General features: G+C 70.8%; 17 protein-coding genes and 1 pseudogene. 9 read left to right on the forward strand and 9 right to left on the reverse strand.

Features of this window, described 5'->3' with window-relative positions:
* The first annotated feature begins 46 nt into the window (after positions 1 to 46).
* From AC1DW8_RS21190 to AC1DW8_RS21200, 3 genes are read left to right on the forward strand one after another with little or no spacing between them, the layout of a single operon-like run.
* On the forward strand, positions 47 to 799 hold the full coding sequence (locus AC1DW8_RS21190; RefSeq protein ID WP_478095784.1) for a (Fe-S)-binding protein: 753 nt from the start codon (positions 47 to 49) through the stop codon (positions 797 to 799).
* Positions 796 to 2,286, forward strand: a complete 1,491-nt coding sequence (locus tag AC1DW8_RS21195) for a lactate utilization protein B (RefSeq protein ID WP_478095785.1) — start codon at positions 796 to 798, stop codon at positions 2,284 to 2,286. The genes AC1DW8_RS21190 and AC1DW8_RS21195 overlap by 4 nt, the downstream gene beginning before the upstream one ends.
* Positions 2,283 to 2,903, forward strand: a complete 621-nt coding sequence (locus AC1DW8_RS21200; protein WP_056771699.1) for a LutC/YkgG family protein — start codon at positions 2,283 to 2,285, stop codon at positions 2,901 to 2,903. The genes AC1DW8_RS21195 and AC1DW8_RS21200 overlap by 4 nt, the downstream gene beginning before the upstream one ends.
* Here AC1DW8_RS21200 and AC1DW8_RS21205 read toward each other — a convergent pair.
* Entirely contained in the window at positions 2,896 to 3,747 is an 852-nt protein-coding gene (locus AC1DW8_RS21205) for a hypothetical protein (protein WP_235509521.1), read from the reverse strand. The genes AC1DW8_RS21200 and AC1DW8_RS21205 overlap by 8 nt on opposite strands.
* Before the next feature lie 52 nt (positions 3,748 to 3,799).
* Between AC1DW8_RS21205 and AC1DW8_RS21210 the strand changes: the two genes are divergently transcribed.
* From AC1DW8_RS21210 to AC1DW8_RS21225, 4 genes are all read left to right on the forward strand, one after another.
* A complete protein-coding gene (locus AC1DW8_RS21210; RefSeq protein ID WP_056771694.1) occupies positions 3,800 to 4,411 on the forward strand; it encodes a hypothetical protein in 612 nt (203 codons plus the stop codon).
* Between the two features lie 260 nt (positions 4,412 to 4,671).
* Positions 4,672 to 4,872 carry a hypothetical protein gene (locus tag AC1DW8_RS21215; RefSeq protein ID WP_478095786.1) on the forward strand — a complete coding sequence of 67 codons (201 nt, stop codon included), beginning with the start codon at positions 4,672 to 4,674 and terminating at the stop codon, positions 4,870 to 4,872.
* 172 nt (positions 4,873 to 5,044) lie between these two features.
* Complete coding sequence (locus AC1DW8_RS21220; RefSeq protein ID WP_056771690.1) at positions 5,045 to 5,665, forward strand: DUF47 domain-containing protein; 621 nt, start codon at positions 5,045 to 5,047, stop codon at positions 5,663 to 5,665.
* Positions 5,666 to 5,672: 7 nt separating this feature from the next.
* Positions 5,673 to 6,677 (forward strand): inorganic phosphate transporter, encoded by a 1,005-nt coding sequence (locus tag AC1DW8_RS21225; protein WP_056771687.1) that lies wholly within the window; start codon positions 5,673 to 5,675, stop codon positions 6,675 to 6,677.
* 132 nt (positions 6,678 to 6,809) lie between these two features.
* Here AC1DW8_RS21225 and pstB read toward each other — a convergent pair whose 3' ends face one another.
* The 5 genes from pstB to AC1DW8_RS21250 all read right to left on the reverse strand — a co-directional run bounded on the left by pstB (position 6,810) and on the right by AC1DW8_RS21250 (position 12,018).
* Entirely contained in the window at positions 6,810 to 7,586 is a 777-nt protein-coding gene (gene pstB / locus AC1DW8_RS21230; RefSeq protein ID WP_056771683.1) for a phosphate ABC transporter ATP-binding protein PstB, read from the reverse strand.
* 20 nt (positions 7,587 to 7,606) lie between these two features.
* A complete protein-coding gene (gene pstA, locus AC1DW8_RS21235; RefSeq protein WP_056771680.1) occupies positions 7,607 to 8,572 on the reverse strand; it encodes a phosphate ABC transporter permease PstA in 966 nt (321 codons plus the stop codon).
* Complete coding sequence (pstC, locus tag AC1DW8_RS21240; protein ID WP_478095787.1) at positions 8,569 to 9,558, reverse strand: phosphate ABC transporter permease subunit PstC; 990 nt, start codon at positions 9,556 to 9,558, stop codon at positions 8,569 to 8,571. The genes pstA and pstC overlap by 4 nt, the downstream gene beginning before the upstream one ends.
* Positions 9,559 to 9,688: 130 nt before the next feature.
* Entirely contained in the window at positions 9,689 to 10,810 is a 1,122-nt protein-coding gene (gene pstS / locus AC1DW8_RS21245; RefSeq protein ID WP_056771675.1) for a phosphate ABC transporter substrate-binding protein PstS, read from the reverse strand.
* Between the two features lie 260 nt (positions 10,811 to 11,070).
* The gene (locus tag AC1DW8_RS21250; RefSeq protein ID WP_056772684.1) at positions 11,071 to 12,018 is read right to left on the reverse strand and encodes an NUDIX hydrolase; all 948 of its coding nucleotides are present in this window, start codon (positions 12,016 to 12,018) and stop codon (positions 11,071 to 11,073) included.
* 135 nt (positions 12,019 to 12,153) lie between these two features.
* Between AC1DW8_RS21250 and AC1DW8_RS21255 the strand changes: the two genes are divergently transcribed.
* Positions 12,154 to 12,552: a nuclear transport factor 2 family protein gene (locus tag AC1DW8_RS21255; RefSeq protein WP_056771672.1), complete on the forward strand. Its 399-nt coding sequence runs from the start codon at positions 12,154 to 12,156 to the stop codon at positions 12,550 to 12,552.
* Positions 12,553 to 12,645: 93 nt separating this feature from the next.
* On the opposite strand, the gene AC1DW8_RS21260 is transcribed toward AC1DW8_RS21255, so the two are convergent.
* Together AC1DW8_RS21260 and mshD are read right to left on the reverse strand one after the other, a co-directional pair.
* Positions 12,646 to 15,018: an RNA degradosome polyphosphate kinase gene (locus AC1DW8_RS21260; RefSeq protein ID WP_478095788.1), complete on the reverse strand. Its 2,373-nt coding sequence runs from the start codon at positions 15,016 to 15,018 to the stop codon at positions 12,646 to 12,648.
* Between the two features lie 44 nt (positions 15,019 to 15,062).
* Positions 15,063 to 16,034: a mycothiol synthase gene (gene mshD / locus AC1DW8_RS21265; RefSeq protein ID WP_478095789.1), complete on the reverse strand. Its 972-nt coding sequence runs from the start codon at positions 16,032 to 16,034 to the stop codon at positions 15,063 to 15,065.
* A 267-nt stretch (positions 16,035 to 16,301) separates the two neighbouring features.
* Between mshD and AC1DW8_RS21270 the strand changes: the two genes are divergently transcribed.
* Positions 16,302 to 18,143: a bifunctional metallophosphatase/5'-nucleotidase gene (locus tag AC1DW8_RS21270; protein ID WP_478095790.1), complete on the forward strand. Its 1,842-nt coding sequence runs from the start codon at positions 16,302 to 16,304 to the stop codon at positions 18,141 to 18,143.
* A 57-nt stretch (positions 18,144 to 18,200) separates the two neighbouring features.
* Here AC1DW8_RS21270 and AC1DW8_RS21275 read toward each other — a convergent pair.
* Positions 18,201 to 18,806 (reverse strand): annotated as a pseudogene (locus tag AC1DW8_RS21275) (winged helix-turn-helix domain-containing protein); the annotation flags it as partial.
* Between the last annotated feature and the right edge of the window lie 2 nt (positions 18,807 to 18,808).

The raw sequence follows: 18,808 nt of genomic DNA on the forward strand, positions 1-18,808 counted from the left end.
GGACGACTCACCTCATCGTCCACCTGCGCTGTGCGAGGGTGTGGGTATGCGTGTGGCGTTGATGGTGACCTGCCTCAACGACGCGATGTTCCCTGACGCCGGCAAGGCCGTCGTGACGCTGCTGCGCCGTCTGGGCGTCGACGTCGAGTTCCCCGCGGCCCAGACCTGTTGCGGCCAGCCGATGGTCAACACGGGCTACCTCGACGAGGCCGTCCCGGTCGTGCGCACCTTCGTGCGGGCGTTCGAGGGCTACGACGCGATCGTCACGCCGTCCGGGTCCTGCGCCGGTTCTGCCCGCCACCAGCACTCGATCGTCGCGCGCCGTTCGGGCGACGAGGGCCTCGTGGCCGCCGTCGCCGAGATCTCGCCGCGGGTGCGTGAGCTGTCCGAGTTCCTCGTCGACGACCTCGGGGTGGACGACGTCGGCGCCTCCTTCCCGCACTCCGTCACGTACCACCCGACGTGCCACTCGCTGCGGATGCTCGGCGTCGGTGACCGCCCCGAGCGGTTGCTGCGCGCGGTGCGCGGCCTCCGGCTCCTCGACCTCCCGCGGGCCGAGGAGTGCTGCGGCTTCGGAGGCACCTTCGCGCTCAAGAACGCCGACACCTCCGTCGCCATGGGCGCCGACAAGGCTCGGCACGTGCGTGAGTCGGGAGCCGAGGTCCTCGTCGCCGGCGACAGCTCGTGCCTCATGCACATCGGTGGCCTGCTGACGCGGCAACGAGCCGGGGTCCGCGTCATGCACCTCGCCGAGGTGCTCGCCTCGACGGAGGGCGTGACGCACGGGGGCGCCCGATGAGCCGCACCTTCGTCGGTATGCCGCCGTTCCCCACCGCCGCTCGCGCCGCCCTCGCCGACACGCAGCTGCGGGCCAACCTCGCCCACGCGACGACGACGATCCGGGCCAAGCGCGCGGCCGTCGTCGCCGAGGTCGACGACTGGGAGGCGCTGCGCCTCCGGGCCGCCGCGATCAAGGACGACGTCCTGCTCCACCTCGACGAGCACCTCGTCCGGCTCGAGGAGTCACTCACCGCACGAGGCGCCATCGTGCACTGGGCACGCACCGCCGAGGAGGCGTCCGAGGTCGTGGCGCAGGTCGCCCGGGCCCACGGGGTCGACGAGGTGGTCAAGGTCAAGTCGATGGCGACGCAGGAGGTCGAGCTCAACGAGTACCTTGCGGCACAAGGGATCTCGGCGTGGGAGACCGACCTCGCCGAGCTCATCGTCCAGCTGGGCGACGACCTCCCGAGCCACATCCTCGTGCCCGCCATCCACCGCAACCGAGCAGAGATCCGCGCCGTCTTCGAGCGCGAGATGGGCCGCGTCGGCCGGGCCGCCCCGGCCGACCTCACCGACGACCCGGCCCGCCTGGCCGAGGCGGCCCGCCTGCACCTGCGCGAGAAGTTCCTCCGCGCGAAGGTCGGCGTCAGCGGCGCCAACTTCGCCGTCGCCGACTCGGGCACCCTCGTCGTCGTCGAGTCCGAGGGCAACGGCCGCATGTGCCTGACCCTCCCCGAGGTGCTCGTGTCGGTCGTCGGCATCGAGAAGGTCGTCCCCACGTGGACCGACCTCGACGTCTTCCTCACCCTGCTGCCGCGCTCGTCGACGGGGGAGCGGATGAACCCCTACACCTCGACGTGGTCCGGGGTGACGCCCGGCGACGGGCCGCAGGAGGTCCACGTCGTCCTCCTCGACAACGGCCGCACGCGCGCGCTCGCCGACGAGGTCGGCCGCCAGGCGCTGCGCTGCATCCGGTGCTCCGCGTGCCTCAACGTGTGCCCTGTCTACGAGCGCACCGGCGGCCATGCCTACGGCTCCGTCTACCCCGGCCCCATCGGCGCCATCCTCAACCCGCTCCTCAAGGGCGTCGGCCACGACGACCAGACCGACTCCCTGCCGTATGCCTCGTCGCTCTGCGGTGCGTGCTTCGAGGCCTGCCCCGTGCGGATCGACATCCCCAGCGTCCTCGTCGACCTGCGCGCCCAGGTCGTCGACGCCCACCGGTCGGGGGTGCCCAAGCCCGAAGCCCTTGCCATGCGCGCGGCCGCCGCGACCTTCGGGTCCGGGGAGCGTCTGGCCGCAGCCGAGCGTGCCTCGGGGCTGGCCGGTCGAGCCCACGACGCGATCTCGCGGATCGCTCGTCGTGACAGGCGCGCCGGTGGCCGACGGCTCCTCGGTCGCCTGCCCGGCCCCGGCGCCGCATGGACCGACGCGCGCGACCTGCCCGCGCCGCCCGCGGAGTCGTTCCGCGCCTGGTGGAAGCGCACCGACGGCGGCACGCGGTGAGCGCCCGCGACGAGATCCTCGGTGCGGTCCGCGACGCCATCGCGTCGGCGCGGCGTCCCGTCGACGTCCCGGCGCTCGACCGGCCCGAGCGCGACGGTGACGTCGACCTCTTCGCCGAGCGGGTGGCCGACTATCGCGCCACCGTCGTGCGGTGCGGCCCGGACGGTGTCGACGCCGCCATCGAGGCAGCCCTTCCCGAGGGCGCCACCGTCGTCGTCCCCGACGGGATGCCGTATGCCGTCCCCGGCGCGGTCCCGGACGCGGCCCTCAGCGCGGCGGACCTCGACGCGACGACGGCCGTGGTCACCACGGCGACCGTCGCGATCGCGACGACGGGGACGATCGTCCTCTCGCACGGGCCGGGGGAGGGGCGGCGGGTGCTGACGCTGGTGCCCGACCTCCACGTCTGTGTCGTCCGCGCCGACCAGGTCGTCGACGACGTCCCGGCCGCCTTCAGGCGACTCGACCCGTCACGCCCGACGACGTGGATCAGCGGGCCCTCGGCGACGAGCGACATCGAGCTGAGCCGCGTCGAGGGCGTCCATGGCCCGCGCACCCTCCACGTCGTCCTCGTCAGCGGGGCGGACGGCATGCTCCCGGCTGACGGTGTCAGCTGACGCGGGTCAGCTTGTAGTGCAGGCGAACCGCGGTGGCCGACCACATCCTCAGCTCGTGGTCGGTGCGGAGAACGCCCTCGCCGTCGACGTAGACGCGGAAGCGCTCGTGGACGGGCGCCCGCGAGGCGTGGGCGCGGCGGTCGTCGGTGACCACGACGTACGCGCCGTCGCTGCCGAACGGCCCCGGGGGCGAGTCGAGCTGCAGCGACCCGTCCGGGAGGGCCGTGGGGCGCAGGAACACCTGCACGTTGCCGGCCTCGAGCGGGAAGGTCACGTGGACGCTCGGGCGGTCGGCGCCCGGCAGCACCCGGCTCGCGTAGCACCCGCTGTAGACGTACTCGCCGGTCGAGCGCAACGAGCGGATCCAGCCGGCGGCCCGCTGCCGACCGCTGTCGTCGGAGATGACGGCGACCCGGCTGTCCATCCCGTGGGCGACGTCGAGGGGGCGCATGGGCAGCGCCAGCTGCTGGACGCGTCGACCGAAGAAGCGCGACACGAGCTCGCCGCCGGGCTGGAAGGCCGCGGTCCACTGCGTCCACACCTCCATCCGCCAGCGCGACGTGTGCTCGTAGAAGTCGCGGACGTCGGGATGCAGGGCTGCGGCGCGGAAGCCCGGCCCGTCGAGCACGCCCAGGTCGGGGAGCAGGCCGGCGCCGTCGACGTCCTCGCGCACCTCGCCGCCCCACCGTGCCGCGGCGCTCGCCAGCCACGCGTCGCCGACGACGGCACCGTCGTGGACCGGCGCGTCCAGCCAGGCCTGCGCGCCCGCTAGCTCGACGGGCCGACCCGTCGTGCGCCAGAACGTGCGGGTGACGCGGTCGAGGCGCGGCATGAGGGAGCTCACGAGCGCAGCGTGCCAGACCGGCGCCGTGGGTGCCGGGGGTTAGCCTGCTGGGATGAGTGAGAGCGACCACCGCGCCCCCAGGCGGCCCGCCTTCTTCAGCGAGGCGGCCCTCGAGGCGCACGGTCCTGCCTACGACCCCACCGAGCAGATCCACGTCGCCCACGAGACGGCCCTCGCGCTCGTCCACGCCGGACGCGCGGCGTCCGACCCCGCCGTGACGCAGAAGCTCGTCGCACTCGTCGACGACATCGGCCTGTCGACGCTCGCCGAGCTGTGGTCCCAGCGCCCGGCCCGCTCCCTCCCGGGCGCGCTGTGGCGCCTCTACGTGCTCCGTGAATGGGTGCAGCGGGCGCCCGACGAGGCGAGCCGGGAGTACGCCGCCGGCATCCGTTTCACCGGCCCCAACCACGCCGTGGCCGGTGCCGCCGAGCCCCCCGGACCCCAGGAGATGGGTCGCGTCATCGACGAGGTGCTGCGCGGCGTCTTCGAGGGCGACCTCGCCGTCGCACTCGAGCGGGCCTCGGCGTTCTGCCGCGTCGTCTCCGCCGGTCGCGCCGACATCTCGTCGGGCGACGAGTCCGCCGAGCAGGCGGCCAACGTCCTCGTCATGGCCGAGGACCTCACCGTCTGCGCTCGCCTGTGGCGCGCCGACGCGCTCGACTGAGCCGGCGACCGACGGGTCTTGCGCCCGCACCTCTTTGGTGATCCGTTCGGGCGGCTTTATCCTTGACGCGCGTCGGGTCGCGGTAGCCCCGGGTCCCAAATTCAGCCGCTACGAGCGGCCCTGTGCCGAGAGGCGCTCCCGACCCGACGCAACCTCCTCGCCCGAGCACGCTCGGCGTCGGTCCACCGCAAGGGGTCACGCCCCCATCTCGTTTGGGCCTTCGCCCCACCGACCACCAGGCAGACGCCTAGATTGGACCCATGACGCCCGAGGAGGAGCGGTCCGGTGACCTGCTCGATGTCGCACTCGCCGACGAGATCGAGCTCGTGAGCGACCTCGTGGTGGCTGCATCCTCCAGCCCGCGTCACTTCACTCCCGACGAGGTCGACGAGCTCCTCGGCATCCCGGGTGACGTCTCCGGCACCCCGTCGGACGTCCCGCCGACGCCGCCGGGGGAGTGACCCGTTCCCGTCCGCACGCACGACCGGATGCTGCGGCATGCTCCCGGCTCGTCGCCCCGGCCGCAGCCAGGCAGGTCCGGATGAACACCGGATCGACGCCGGGTTGCGCCGGAGTGACTTCTACGCCGTAGCATCTTCCCCGGACCAGACCTCGATCGACCGGAGCGCCCCCGTGGGTTTTCGCCTCACACCCCAGGACACGAGCTTTTTCTCCCTCTTCACCTCTTCCGCCCAACTCCTCGTCGAGGCGACCCGGGAGCTGACCCGCTTCCTCGAGGTGGAGCCCGCCAAGCGGCAGGCGGTGGCTGACCGACTCAAGGACCTCGAGCACGCAGCCGACGACGCGACGCACGAGCTCATCAACAAGGTCAACAGCTCGTTCATCACGCCCTTCGACCGCGAGGACATCCACAACCTCGCCGCGTCGCTCGACGACTGCATGGACTACATCGAGGAGACCGCCGACCTCATCGTGCTCTACCGCATGGGTGAGATCCCCGAGGGTCTTGCCGAGCAGTTCGAGATCCTGGCCCGCATGGCCGAGGTGACCGCCGAGGCGATGCCGCGCCTGCGCTCGATGAAGGACCTCAAGAGCTACTGGATCGAGATCAACCGTCTCGAGAACCAGGCCGACTCCCTCCACCGCAAGATGGTGGCCGCCCTCTTCAACAACTCGCCCGACCCGGTCAACGTGATCAAGGTCAAGGCCATCGTCGACGGCTTCGAGAACGCCGCCGACGCGTTCGAGAAGGTCGCCCACGTGGTCGAGGGCATCGCGGTCAAGGAGTCCTGACCCGCTGATGGACACCACCATCCCCGTCCTCGGGGTCGCTGCGGTCATCGCACTGGCCATGGGCTTCAATTACACCAACGGCTTCCACGACGCCGCCAACGCGATCGCGACCTCGGTCTCGACCCGGGCCCTGACGCCTCGCGTGGCGCTTGCCATGGCCGCCATCGCCAACCTCTTCGGGGCCTTCTTCGGCTCCAAGGTGGCGGCAACCATCGGCTCGGGCATCATCGAGCAGCCCGAGGGCGTCGACGGGCTCTGGCTCGTCGCCGCAGCCCTCATCGGCGCCATCGGCTGGAACCTGCTGACCTGGTGGTTCGGCCTACCCTCGTCCTCGTCGCACGCCCTCATCGGCGGTCTCGCCGGCGCCGCGCTCGTGGCCGGCGTCGCCGTGAAGTGGGCCGTCATCTGGGAGAAGGTCATCATCCCGATGATCGCCTCACCACTCATCGGGCTCGTCGTCGGCTACCTCTTCATGACGGCCATCTTCTGGATCTTCCGCAACGCCAACCCGGGCCGGGTCACGCGCGGCTTCCGCCTGGCGCAGACCGCGTCCGCTGCCGCGATGGCCTTCGGCCACGGCCTCCAGGACGCCGCCAAGACCGCCGGTGTCGTGCTGCTCGCCCTCAACATCTCCGGCTACCACAACAGCACCACCGTCCCGATCTGGGTCCTCGTGCTGTCGGCCCTCGTGATCTCCGCGGGCACGTATGCCGGTGGCTGGCGCATCATGCGCACGCTGGGGCGGCGCATCATCGACCTCACGCCGCCCCAGGGGTTCGCGGCCGAGACGACGGCGGCCTCGATCCTCTACGTCGCGGGTCTCGCACTCGGTGCCCCGATCTCGACGACGCACACGATCACCTCGGCGATCATGGGCGTCGGAGCGACCAAGCGGCTCTCGGCCGTGCGGTGGAGCGTGGCCGGCAACATCGTCGGCGCGTGGGTGCTCACCTTCCCGGGCGCCGGTCTCGTCGCCGTCCTCGCCTGGTACGCCAGCTCGATCTTCCGCTGACCGCCGCGCGCGACCGCGCCCACGGCACACGACCGCGCCCACGGCATACGACAGTGCCCACCTGACCTCGACGGTCAGGTGGGCACTGTCGTGCGTGGAGCGGTCCGCCAAACGGGCCGGTGGTCCCGCGGCTCAGCCGAAGCGGCCGGAGATGTAGTCCTCGGTGGCCTGCTCGGTCGGGTTGTTGAAGATCCGCGTCGTGTCGTCGATCTCGACGAGCCGACCCGGCTCCCCGGTGGCCTTGAGGTTGAAGAAGGCCGTGCGGTCGGACACGCGCGCCGCCTGCTGCATGTTGTGCGTGACGATGACGATCGTGTAGTCGTTCTTCAGCTCGTTGACGAGGTCCTCGATGGCGAGCGTCGAGATCGGGTCGAGGGCCGAGCACGGCTCGTCCATGAGGAGCACCTGCGGCTGCACGGCGATCGCCCGGGCGATGCACAGGCGCTGCTGCTGGCCACCGGAGAGGCCGGCACCCGGCTTGCTCAGGCGGTCCTTGACCTCGGTCCAGAGGTTCGCTCCCTTGAGCGACTGCTCGACGATGCCGTCGAGGGTCTTCTTGTTCTTGACACCGTTGAGCCGCAGGCCCGCCGCGACGTTGTCGTAGATCGACATCGTCGGGAAGGGGTTCGGCCGCTGGAAGACCATGCCGACCGTGCGCCGCACGGTCACGGGGTCCATCGAGCTGGCGTAGAGGTCCTGGTCGTCGAGCATGACCTTGCCCTCGACGCGACCGCCGGGGATCACCTCGTGCATCCGGTTGAGGGTGCGCAGGAAGGTCGACTTGCCGCAGCCGGACGGCCCGATGAAGGCCGTGACGGAACGGGGCTCGACCGTCATCGAGACGCCCTCGACGGCCTTGAAGGAGCCGTAGTAGACGTTGAGATCGGTGACGTCGATTCGCTTAGCCATCGTTCAGATATCGCTTTCTCTTACTTCTTGACGGCGCCGAAGTGCGCAATGACACGGCCGATGACGTTGAGGAGCAGGACGAGCAGGATGAGCGTGAGGGCCGCGCCCCACATCCGCTCGGCTGCAGTCGCGAGCGCGAAGTCGCCACGGTCCTGGTTGATCATCATCGGCAGCGTCGGGAAGTTGCCGTTGAACAGGTCGCGCTGGAAGTTCTTCGTGTACGGGGCGAGGATCAGCAGTGGCGCCGTCTCGCCCATGACGCGGGCGATGCCGAGGAGCACTCCGGTGACGATGCCGGAGAACGCCGTGCGCAGCACGATCTTGACGACCGTGGCCCACTTGGGCACGCCGAGGGCGTACGCCGCCTCCCGCAGCTCGTTGGGCACGAGCTTGAGCATCTCCTCGGTGGACCGCACGATGACCGGGATCATGAGCAGCACGAGCGCGAGCGCGGCGGCGAACCCCGAGCGGCTGAAGCCGAAGGCGGTCACCCACACGGCGTAGATGAACAGCGCCGCGACGATGGACGGGACGCCCGAGAGGATGTCGACCGTGAAGCTGATCGCCTTGGCGAGGCGCCCGCGGCCGTACTCGACGAGGTAGACGGCGGTGAGGATGCCGATGGGCACGGCGATGAGGGCGGTGAAGCCGACCATCTGGAGGGTGCCCTCGATCGCGTGCCGCGCTCCGCCACCGAAGTCGTCGGAGTTGATGTTGCGCTGGTTGCCGGTCCACCACGTCGCCGTCGTGAGCATGTGGAAGCCCTTGGCGACGACCGTGCCGAGGATCCACACGAGCGGGACCATGGCGAGGAAGAAGGCGGCCCACATGACGACCTTGGCGACGACGTCCTTGACGGCGCGAGCCCGGTGGGGGTTGCTCATCTCGGACAGGGCCTCCCGGCCCGAACGGCCGCCGGGTGGCGTCGACGTCTCCCCGGGGACGACCTGGTCGTCGGGGACGCGGCGGTCGGTGGCGGTGCTCATTCGGTGAAGGCCTTCCTGCGCTCGATGACCACGCGGGCGATGCTGTTGACGACGAAGGTCAGCACGAAGAGGACGAGCCCGGCGGCGATGTAGGCACCGGTCTTGTTCGGGTTGCTGAACTCAGAGGCGTTGTTCGCGATCTTCGACGCGAAGGTCTCGCCGCCGTTGAAGAGCGACCACGACCACGGGTTGCCGTCGGCGAGGGCCGACACGAGGAACGTGACGGCGATCGTCTCGCCGAGGGCTCGGCCCAGGGCCAGCATCGACGCGGAGATGACGCCGGGTCGGCCGAAGGGCAGCACGGCTGTGCGGATCATCTCCCACTGGGTCGCGCCCAGCGCGAGAGCGCCCTCCTTGTGGGCCGTCGGCGTCTGGTCGAAGACCTCGCGCGAGAGCGCCGTGACGATGGGCAGGACCATGATGGCGAGGACGACGCCGATGAAGCAGATGGTCCCGCCGCTGATGCCGGTCGGCGCGAAGAGCGGGAACCAGCCGAGCTTGTCCTGGATGAACGACTGCACCGGCTTGAACACGGGCGCGAAGGCGATGAGGCCCCAGAGGCCGTAGACGATCGAGGGCACGGCGGCGAGCAGGTCGACGAGGCCCGCTGCGGGCCTCCGCATCCACGACGGGGCGTACTGCGTGAGGAAGAGCGCGACCGCGACGCCGACGGGGACCGACAGCGCCATGGCGATCGTCGACGCGGTCACCGTCGTCCAGAGGAACTCGAGGATGCCGAACGCGGGCTGCTCACCACCCGGCGCCCAGACGCGGCTCGTGAAGAAGTTCGCCGAGTTGTCCATCAGCGCAGGCACGGCCTGGACGATGAGGAAGATCGCGATGAGGGACACGAGGACGATGACGAGGACGCCGGAGACGGTGGCGGCTCCGCCGAAGAGCCGGTCGCCGACGCGACCGGTGGAGGCCTGGTCCGCCTGCAGGGGTCGGCGCCCGTCGGGCCCGGGAGTCTGGTCCGCGGCGGACACACCCGTCACTGTCGACACGTGGAGGCCTCTTCCTTCGGTTGCGGGGCACTGGCACAGGGGCGGGCGCCGAGTGTGGCGCCCACCCCTGCGTGGACGACCCTGCCGGATCGCTCCGGCCGGGTCAGGCGGTTCAGGAGATCGCGTCGACCGCGGCCTGGACCTTGGTCGCGACCTCGGTCGGCAGCGGGGCGTAGCCCTTGGCCTCGAGGCCCTTCTGGACCTCGTCCGAGGCGAAGGTCTTGAGGAAGCTCTTGACCTTCTTGCCCGTCTCGGCGTCGGCGTACTTCGAGCAGACGATCTCGTAGGTCACGAGGACGATCGGGTAGGCCCCGGCCTCCTTCGTGGCGTAGTCGATCTTGAGTGCGAGGTTGTTGCCCATGCCCGTCTGCTTGGCCGTGGCGATCGTCTTGCCGGCCGACTCGGCGGTCAGCTCGACGGGACCGGAACCCGTGTCGATCTGGGCCATGGGGAGCTGGTTCTGCTGGGCGTAGGAGAGCTCGACGTAGGTGATGCCGCCGTCCTGGCCCTTCGTCGCGGTGGCGACGCCGGCCGACTTCTCCTTGCCCTCGCCCTTGCCGGTCCACTTCTTGCCGGTCTCGTAGGACCAGGCGTCGGGAGCGGCGGCCTTGAGGTACTTCGTGAAGTTCTCGGTCGTGCCCGACTCGTCGGAGCGGAAGAAGACCTTGATCGGCGTCGCGGGAAGCGTGACGCCCTTGTTGAGCGCGGCGATGGCCGGGTCGTTCCAGGTCGTGATCTTGCCGTCGAAGATCTTCGCGGCCACCTCGGCGTTGAGCACGAGCTTGTCGACGCCCTTGACGTTGTAGGCGATCGCGATGGGGCCGGTGACCATGGGCAGGTTCCAGGCCTCGGTGCCGCAGGACGCCTTGGCGTCGTCGGCCTCGATCTTGCCGTCCTTGGGCTCGGTCTTGAGCGCCGAGTCGGACCCGGCGAAGTCGACCTGCTTGGCGATGAACTGCTTGATGCCGGCACCGGAGCCGGTGGGCTGGTAGTCGATGTTGGCGTCGGCGCAGGCCGTCTGGTACGCCTTGATGGCCTCGTCGATGGCGTTCTTCTGGGCCGAGGAGCCCTCGGCCTTGAGGTCGCCGCTGAAGCAGTCGCCGGCGGCGGTCGAGCCAGCAGCGGTCGAGCCGGCACCGGGGGTGGCGCCGTTGTTCTCGGACGCGCAGGCCGAGAGCGCAAGAGCGCCGGACAGGGCGATGGCGCCGAGAGCGCTGATACGCGAAACAGACACGAGTGTGATCCCTCTCGATGGGGTGTACCTGGTGGTCGTTCGGTCAGATCCGAGCGACGTTGCTGGACGTTGATCCACCGCGAACATAGGTGGGCCGGATGACGAGTCGTCCACGTGCGGTTAACGCAGGGTGAACGCGGGGCGACGTCTTGGGGTGGGGTGCCGGCTCGAGATGCGGGGCGGCCCCGGCCGCCCGACGATGAAGGATTCGGCAGGCCCGAAAGTGGCCGAGAGGGGTCCTCGAAGCTCCGGCCGGCGCGTCAGGTGTCGATGCGCTCGACGTCGACGACGCGCGCGTCCTCTCCTCGCCCGACCAGGTGGCAGACGAGCACCTCGCCCTTGTGCATGGCCTCCTCCGCCGCGGCGTGCAGCAGCTCCGCGACGCCGACGCGCTCCAGGGAGTGCGCGACTCGGGTGTGGAGCAGGCCCAGGAGGGTCGGCAGCACGGGCCCGTGGCTGCAGAGCGCGGCCGGGTCACCGCGCTCGAGCAGACGCTGCACCTGGCCGACGGCCCCGACCTGGCTCTCCGCGAAGCCCTCCTCGGACAGCACGTCACGGGTGCGCAGGCGCAGTCCCCGCCCGGCGGCATACGGCTCGACGGTCGAGACGCAGCGCGCGGACGACGACGAGACGACACGGGTGACGCCGTAGGCCCCGAGCACGGCGGCGACGGTGTCCGCCTGGGCGCGCCCCACGGCGTCGAGCGGCCGTCGCCGGTCGTCACCCTGCCATTTGCCCCGCGGTGTCGCCTTGGCGTGCCGGACGAACACGAGCGGCCACGTGCGCAGCTCGTCGGCACGCTCGGCGCGCACGAGGGCGAGCAGCTGCTCACGGTCGCGGGCGTAGTCGAGCCGGTCGTGTGCCGTGCGCACGTCGACCCAGGCGACCTCGTCGATCTCGTGCTCGAGCGCGCCGGTGCCGCCGGTGACGCGGGCCGACCAGTAGTGCACCTGCTTCGTGGCCGGGCCGCCGGTCGGGTCGAGGACGGGGTACTCGGCCGAGGGCAGCGGGACGCCGAGGCGCACGACGAGTCCGGTCTCCTCGAGGGTCTCGCGGGCCGCCGCGACGCAGGGATGCTCGCCGGGGTCGAGCTTGCCCTTGGCCCAGGACCAGTCGTCGTACTTCGGGCGATGCACGAGGGCGACCTCGAGACGTCCGTCGCGACGCCGCCAGGGCAGCGTGCCGGCGGCGGGGATCACTGAGGCCACGCGCGCCAGTCTGCCTGATGCCGGGGCGCTGGGCGCCCCGAGCGCCACAACCCGCCCGTACGCGCGTCGGCCCAGCAGGTCCTTGAGGCGGACAAGGCGCGGCGCCTTGGCGCGCGGCCGGCGCATCATGGATGGATGAGCGACGACGACGACTTTCTGACGTGGGTGAAGACCGAGCTGTACGACGCCGAGGTGGCCCTGCACCACGGCGACCCCACGCCCAGACGGGCGCTGTGGTCGCGCCGAGAGCCGGTGAGCGTGCTCGGTGCCTGGGGGAATGCACGGGGGCAGCAAGAGCTCGACGAGCTGTTCGCCTCGCTCGGCAGGTCGTTCTCCGAGTGCACGTCGTACGCGTTCGAGCTCGTCGCACACGACGTGACGGGCGACATGGCCTACACCGCAGGCTTCGAGCACACGTCGGCCTCCGTCGACGGGCAGCCGCGGACATACACCCTGCGAGCGACACAGGTGTACCGACTCGAGGACGGCCAGTGGCGCGTCGCCCATCGCCACGGTGACACCGTGACCGGCTGAGCGGCGCGCCGGTTCTGCACAGCCACGCGGGCTGACTCCCGAGCCGTCGCGCCGTCGCGCCGTCGCGCCGTCGAGCCGTCGAGCCAGAGGTGCTCAGCGGCGGCGGGCCTTGCGGCGGCGCTTGTCGTGGCGCTCGATGAGCCTCTCCTGGAGGTCGTCGAGCGGCTCGCCGGACTCGGACAGGTGGTGGCGCACCCAGCGGCCGTCGGAGCCGAGGTCCCAGCGCGAGGTGGTCTCGGCGAAGGCGAGGTCGATGAGGTCGGCGAGCTCGACGACGTGGCTCGGCTCGACGATGCGCACGAGTGCCTCGACGCGGCGGTCGAGGTTGCGGTGCATCATGTCGGCGCTGCCGATGTAGACCTGCGGGTCGCCCCCGTGGTCGAACCAGAAGACGCGCGAGTGCTCGAGGAAGCGGCCGAGGATGGAGCGCACCCGGATGTTCTCGGACAGGCCCTCGACGCCGGGACGCAGCGCGCAGATGCCGCGCACCCAGATGTCGACCCTGACCCCGGCGATGCTCGCCCGGTAGAGCGCGTCGATGAGTGCCTCGTCGACGATCGAGTTGGCCTTGATGACGATCCGGCCGTCCGGCGCGCCGTCGCGGCGCGACTGGTGCAGCTCGATCTCCTCGTCGACGAGGTCGATGAGGCCCGAGCGCACCGACCGCGGCGCGACGAGGAGTCGCTTGAACTTGCTCCGGGGCGCGAAGCCCGAGAGGAGGTTGAAGAGGCGCGAGAGGTCCTCGCCGACCTGGGGGTCGGTGGTGAAGAGGCCGAAGTCCTCGTAGACGCGGGCCGTCTTCGGGTTGTAGTTGCCGGTGCCGATGTGGCAGTAGCGCACGAGCCCCTCGGACTCCTGGCGCACGACGAGGCACAGCTTCGCGTGGGTCTTGAGGCCGACGACGCCGTAGACGACGTGGACACCGGCCTGCTCGAGCTGACGGGCCCACGAGATGTTGTTGACCTCGTCGAAGCGGGCCTTGATCTCGACGACGGCGAGGACCTGCTTGCCGGCCTCGGCGGCGTCGATGAGGGCGTCGATGATCGGGGAGTCACCCGAGGTGCGGTAGAGCGTCTGCTTGATCGCGAGGACCTTCGGGTCGTTCGCGGCCTGCTCGATGAAGGCCTGCACCGATGTCGAGAACGAGTTGTAGGGGTGCTGGACGAGCACGTCCTTCTGGCGCACGGCGGTGAGCAGGTCGATCGCCTTCGCACTCTCGGTCGGTGCGAAGTCCGGGTGGGTGCGCGGGAAGAACTTCGGGAACTCGAGGTCGCTGCGGTCGACGTCGGCGATGGTGAAGAGGCCGCGCAGGTCGAGCGGCGTCGGCAGGCGGTAGATCTCGCGGTCGCTGATCTGGAGCTCGCGGGCGAGCATGTCGAGGACCTTGGGGTCGATGTCGTCCTCGACCTCGAGCCGGATGGGCGGACCGAAGCGGCGCCGGGTCAGCTCCTTCTCGAGGGCGGTGAGGAGGTTCTCGGCGTCGTCCTCCTCCACCTCGAGGTCCTCGTTGCGCGTGACGCGGAAGCTGAAGTGCTCCTGCACGAGCATCCCGGGGAAAAGCTGGTCGAGGTGGCTCGCGATGACGTCCTCGAGCGGCACGAAGCGCTTGCGCACCACGTCGGCGTCGAGGTCCTCCTCGACGAGGATGAAGCGCGGCAGGCTCGGCGGCACCTTGACGCGGGCGAAGTGCTCGGTGCCCGTCTTGGGGTTCTGGAGCAGCACCGCGAGGTTGAGCGACAGTCCGGAGATGTAGGGGAACGGGTGCGCCGGGTCGACGGCGAGCGGGGTGAGCACGGGGAAGACGCGCTCGGCGAAGAAGTAGTGGAGGGGCTCGCGGTCGTCCTCGTCGAGGTCGTCCCAGCGCACGACGGTGATGCCCTGCTCCTCGAGCGACGGCCGCACGTCGTGCTGGAAGACGCCGGCGTGCTGCTGCATCAGCTCGTGCGCGAGCCGGGCGATGCGCTCGATGAGCTCGCGCGGCTCGAGGCCGGCGGCGGTGCGCACGGCCAGCCCCGTGGCGATGCGGCGCTTGAGGCCCGCGACGCGGACCATGAAGTACTCGTCGAGGTTGTTGGCGAAGATCGCGAGGAAGCGGGTGCGCTCGAGGAGCGGCACGGCGGGGTCCATGGCGAGCTGGAGCACCCGCTCGTTGAACTGCAGCCAGGACAGCTCGCGCTCGAGGTAGCGGTCTGCCGGCAGGTCGTCCTCGTCGTCGCCCTGCGTTCCGGCGCCGACGAACCGTCCGTTCGGGGCGCGGGCCGGGATGCGCCGGTTGGGGACGGTGCTCGTGAACGAGCTGACCTCGGCCGACTCGCTGGCCGACTCGCCGGCCGACTCGGTCGCACCCTCGGTGACGCCCTCGGTGACGCCCTCGGTGGAGGCCTCGTCCGGTCTCGCGTCGCGGGCGTCCGCCGTGGCGACGTCCTGCTCGTCCAGGTCGGTGGAGGTGAGGCTGCCGGTGCTCATGCGACCATCGTGGCACCGAAAGGCGACGTGGGGGTGAACTCGTCTCAGCCGACGGCGGGCGAGGAGACCCCACCCACCTGGTCCGCCGCGTCGCCCGCCTCGCTCGCCCGAGCGAACTGCCGGTGCACCTCGACGTCCTCGAAGCCGAGGGCGGCGTAGGTGCGCACGGCCGCGACGTTGTCCTCGTCGACGTAGAGCACGACGCGCGCCAGGCCGAGCGAGCGCAGGTGGTCCAGGCCCAGCACCGTGACCGCGCGCCCCAGCCCTTGGCCCTGCCGGTCGGGTGAGACGGCCACGACGTAGACCTCGCCGACGTCACCGTCCGGCGGGTCGACCTTGGTCCAGTGGGAGGCGGCGAGCACGTCGGGGTCGGCGGCCTCGACGACGAGGACGAGCCCGGCCGGGTCCCACCACGGCTCGGCCATCCGCTGGTCGAGGTCGGCCCGACGCAGCGAGCCCTGCTCCGGGTGGTGCGCGAACGCCGCCGCGTTGAGGGCCAGCCACGCGTCCTCGTCACGTCCGGGCTCGAAGGAGCGGACGGCATACCTCGGGTCGAGCGACGCGGCCGGCCACGCGGGCCCGTCGCGGAGCGACCGGCCCATGACGTGGAGCGATCGCACCGGCACGAGCCCGGTGGCGCGGGCGAACGCCGTGGCGGCGTCGGCCGCCGCTCCCGTCGCGTGGCTCCACAGGCGTATGCCGTCCGGCAGGCGCGCGAGCAGCGCCGTGCCCACCCCGGACCGGCGCGCCCCCGGCGCCACGACGAGCTCGCCCGACGGTGGTCGCTCGCCCGAGCGCGACTGGGCGTAGCCGACGAGCGTCCCGTCGGGCCCGAGCGCGAGGAGGTGACCGACCCCCTCGTGCTCCCGGGACCGCGCGGACAGGCGGAACTGCTCCGAGAGCGGCTCCGACCCGTCCGCGTCGGCGGCATCCGCGGCCAGCGCGAGGACGGCGGCGGACTCGTCCGGGGTGAGCGGGTTCGTCGTGTCGAGCAGGGCGACGGTCGGGCGCGGCATACGGCGATTCCACCACAACGACCCGGCGGGGGACTCCCGCCCGTCGCCCGCTCCGGCTAGGGTCCGGTCAGGGCTCGGGGGCCCTGCACGCAGCTCACGGCACCGGTTCTGCACTCGAGTCGGCACTCGAGTCGGCACCGGGGCACCTGGCCGTGCCAGCAGTTCACAACACCGTCACGCAGCAAGCCCCTCCCGGCACTCTCCTGGCACTAGCCTCCCGTGGGTGCCGATGGGCACGCGATCCACACCGCTGATCAAGGGGAAGACATGTCCCGTACCACCCGCCGCACCATGGGCGTCGCCGTCGCAGGGATCTGCGCCGCGGCCCTCGCGGCACCGGCCCTCGCCGCCGCACCGGACGCGAGCAACGCACCGGGCAAGACGCAGATCGACATCCAGATCCTGTCGTTCAACGATTTCCACGGGAACCTCGAGACGCCGAGCGGCTCCAGTGCTCGTGTCGTCACCGGTCACTTCGTCGACTCGGCCGACACCGACAAAGACGGCAACGTGACCGAGATCCTCGAGTCCGGGCCGAATGCCGGAGGTGTGGAGTACCTCGCGACCCACCTCAAGGCGGCTCGTGTCGGGCACGAGAACACCGTGACCGTCGCCGCGGGTGACCTCGTGGGTGCCACGCCGCTGCTGTCGGCGGCCTTCCACGATGAACCGTCGATCGAGGCGATGAACGAGCTCGGCCTCGACGTCGCGGCCGTGGGCAACCACGAGTTCGACGAGGGCTACCGCGAGCTCCAGCGCCTCGACGCGGGCGGCTGCATCGACGACGGTGACGGCCTCAACAACCAGAACTCGTGCCCCGACGGCTCCTTTGCCGGCGCGTCCTTCCCCTACCTCGCTGCCAACGTCATCGAGACCGCCACGGGCAAGCCGATCCTGCCGGCCTACACGATCAAGAAGTTCAACGGTGCCAAGGTCGCCTTCATCGGCATGACGCTCGAGGGCACCCCGAGCATCGTCACGGCCGCCGGCGTCGCCGGGCTCTCCTTCAAGGACGAGGCCGACACGGCCAACGCGCTCGTGCCGGTCCTCAAGGCGCAGGGCGTCAACGCGATCGTCGTGCTCCTGCACGAGGGCGGCAACCTCAGCCGGATGCCGTGGACCGACCCGGCGACCGGTGTCACGTCGCAGGTCAGCGCCGACTACGACTACGTGTGCGGTCGCGGGGGCACGCTCTCGGGCCCGCTCCTCGACATCAACAGTCGACTCGACCCGGCCATCGACATGATCGTCTCCGGCCACACACACCAGCCCTACGTCTGTGCACTCCCCGACAAGGCCAACAAGCCGCGCCTCGTCACCTCGGCCTCGTCGTTCGGTCGCCTCTACACCGAGACCAACGTCAAGTACGACCGCCGCACGTCCGACATCATCCGCCCGACGATGGCAGACTCGGTCAACCGGATCGTCTCGCGGGACGTGGCGAAGGACGCCGGAGAGACCTCGCTCATCGCCAAGTACAAGACGCTGGTGGCCACCATCGCCAACAAGGTCATCGGTCAAGTGGCAGGCTCCTCGGTCAGCCGCACGGCCAACGACGCGGGCGAGTCCCCTCTCGGTGACCTCATCGCGGACGCCCAGCTGGCGGACCCTTCGACGATCCCCCCGGGTGGCGTCGCGCCGGTCGTGTCGTTCATGAACGCGGGCGGCATCCGCGGCGACCTGCAGGAGAACTCCGCGGGCGACGTGACCTACGAGGCCGCCTTCACGGTGCAGCCGTTCAACAACTACCTCGTGTCGCTGAGCCTGACCGGCCAGCAGCTCGTCGCCGTGCTGAACCAGCAGTTCGTCAACTCCGCGGGTGCACCGACCCGTCCGTACGTCCTCGCGACGAGCGCCGGTCTGACCTACACGCACAATCGCGTGTCGGTCAGCAACGTCAAGATCAACGGCGTCCCGGTCGACCCGGCCGCCACCTACCGGGTCGTGACCAACAACTTCCTCGCCGACGGCGGAGACGGGTTCCCGGCGTTCCGGGACGGGACCGGCAAGTACTTCGGTGGGCTCGACATCGACGCCTTCGCGAACTACCTGACGGCCAAGTCGCCCTACACCCCGCCGCCGCTGGACCGGGTCACCTACACCCCGTGACCGTCTGACGCGTCCGTGAACGGAGAGACGGGCCCGCGCCAGGTGGTGGCCGGCCCGCCCGAGCTTGGCGCGGAGGCGCCGCACGTGCACATCCACGGTGCGGGTGCCGCCGTAGTAGTCGTAGCCCCAGACCTCCTGGAGCAGCTGGGCGCGGGTGAAGACGCGTCCCGGGTGCTGCGCGAGGTACTTGATGAGCTCGAACTCCTTGTAGGTCAGGTCGAGCGGGCTGCCGCGGAACTTCGCGGAGTAGGAGGCCTCGTCGATGACGAGCTCGCCCGAGGTGATGGGCAGGTCGAGGTCGGCGTCGTCGTCCTGACCCTTCGTCATGGCGAGGCGCAGGCGGGCGTCGACCTCCGCGGGCCCGGCCGTGTCGAGCAGCACGTCGTCAAGGCCCCACTCGGCCGTCAGACCAGCGAGGCCGCCCTCGGTGAGGACGGCCAGCAGGGGGGTGCCGATCCCCGTCGTACGCAGCACCCGGCACAGGGAGCGTGCGCTCGCCAGCTCCCGTCGCGCATCGATGATCACGACGTCGCAGTCGGGCGAGTCGACGAGGGCGGTGGCCTCGGCGGGCAGGATGCGCACCGTGTGGCTCAGCAGCCCGAGGGCAGGCAGCACCTCGGCGCTGGGGGCCAGCGCGTTGGTGAGCAGCAGCAGTCGGGCCATCT

This window comes from Terrabacter sp. P2_E3 (assembly GCF_056403915.1).

Coding starts and splice junctions, on each gene's coding strand:
- AC1DW8_RS21190 (WP_478095784.1), top strand. CDS start 47: ATGCGTGTGGCGTTGATGGTGACCTGCCTCAACGACGCGATGTTCCCT.
- AC1DW8_RS21195 (WP_478095785.1), top strand. CDS start 796: ATGAGCCGCACCTTCGTCGGTATGCCGCCGTTCCCCACCGCCGCTCGC.
- AC1DW8_RS21210 (WP_056771694.1), top strand. CDS start 3,800: ATGAGTGAGAGCGACCACCGCGCCCCCAGGCGGCCCGCCTTCTTCAGC.
- AC1DW8_RS21215 (WP_478095786.1), top strand. CDS start 4,672: ATGACGCCCGAGGAGGAGCGGTCCGGTGACCTGCTCGATGTCGCACTC.
- AC1DW8_RS21225 (WP_056771687.1), top strand. CDS start 5,673: ATGGACACCACCATCCCCGTCCTCGGGGTCGCTGCGGTCATCGCACTG.
- pstB (WP_056771683.1), bottom strand. CDS start 7,586: ATGGCTAAGCGAATCGACGTCACCGATCTCAACGTCTACTACGGCTCC.
- pstA (WP_056771680.1), bottom strand. CDS start 8,572: ATGAGCACCGCCACCGACCGCCGCGTCCCCGACGACCAGGTCGTCCCC.
- AC1DW8_RS21255 (WP_056771672.1), top strand. CDS start 12,154: ATGAGCGACGACGACGACTTTCTGACGTGGGTGAAGACCGAGCTGTAC.
- AC1DW8_RS21260 (WP_478095788.1), bottom strand. CDS start 15,018: ATGAGCACCGGCAGCCTCACCTCCACCGACCTGGACGAGCAGGACGTC.
- mshD (WP_478095789.1), bottom strand. CDS start 16,034: ATGCCGCGCCCGACCGTCGCCCTGCTCGACACGACGAACCCGCTCACC.
- AC1DW8_RS21270 (WP_478095790.1), top strand. CDS start 16,302: ATGTCCCGTACCACCCGCCGCACCATGGGCGTCGCCGTCGCAGGGATC.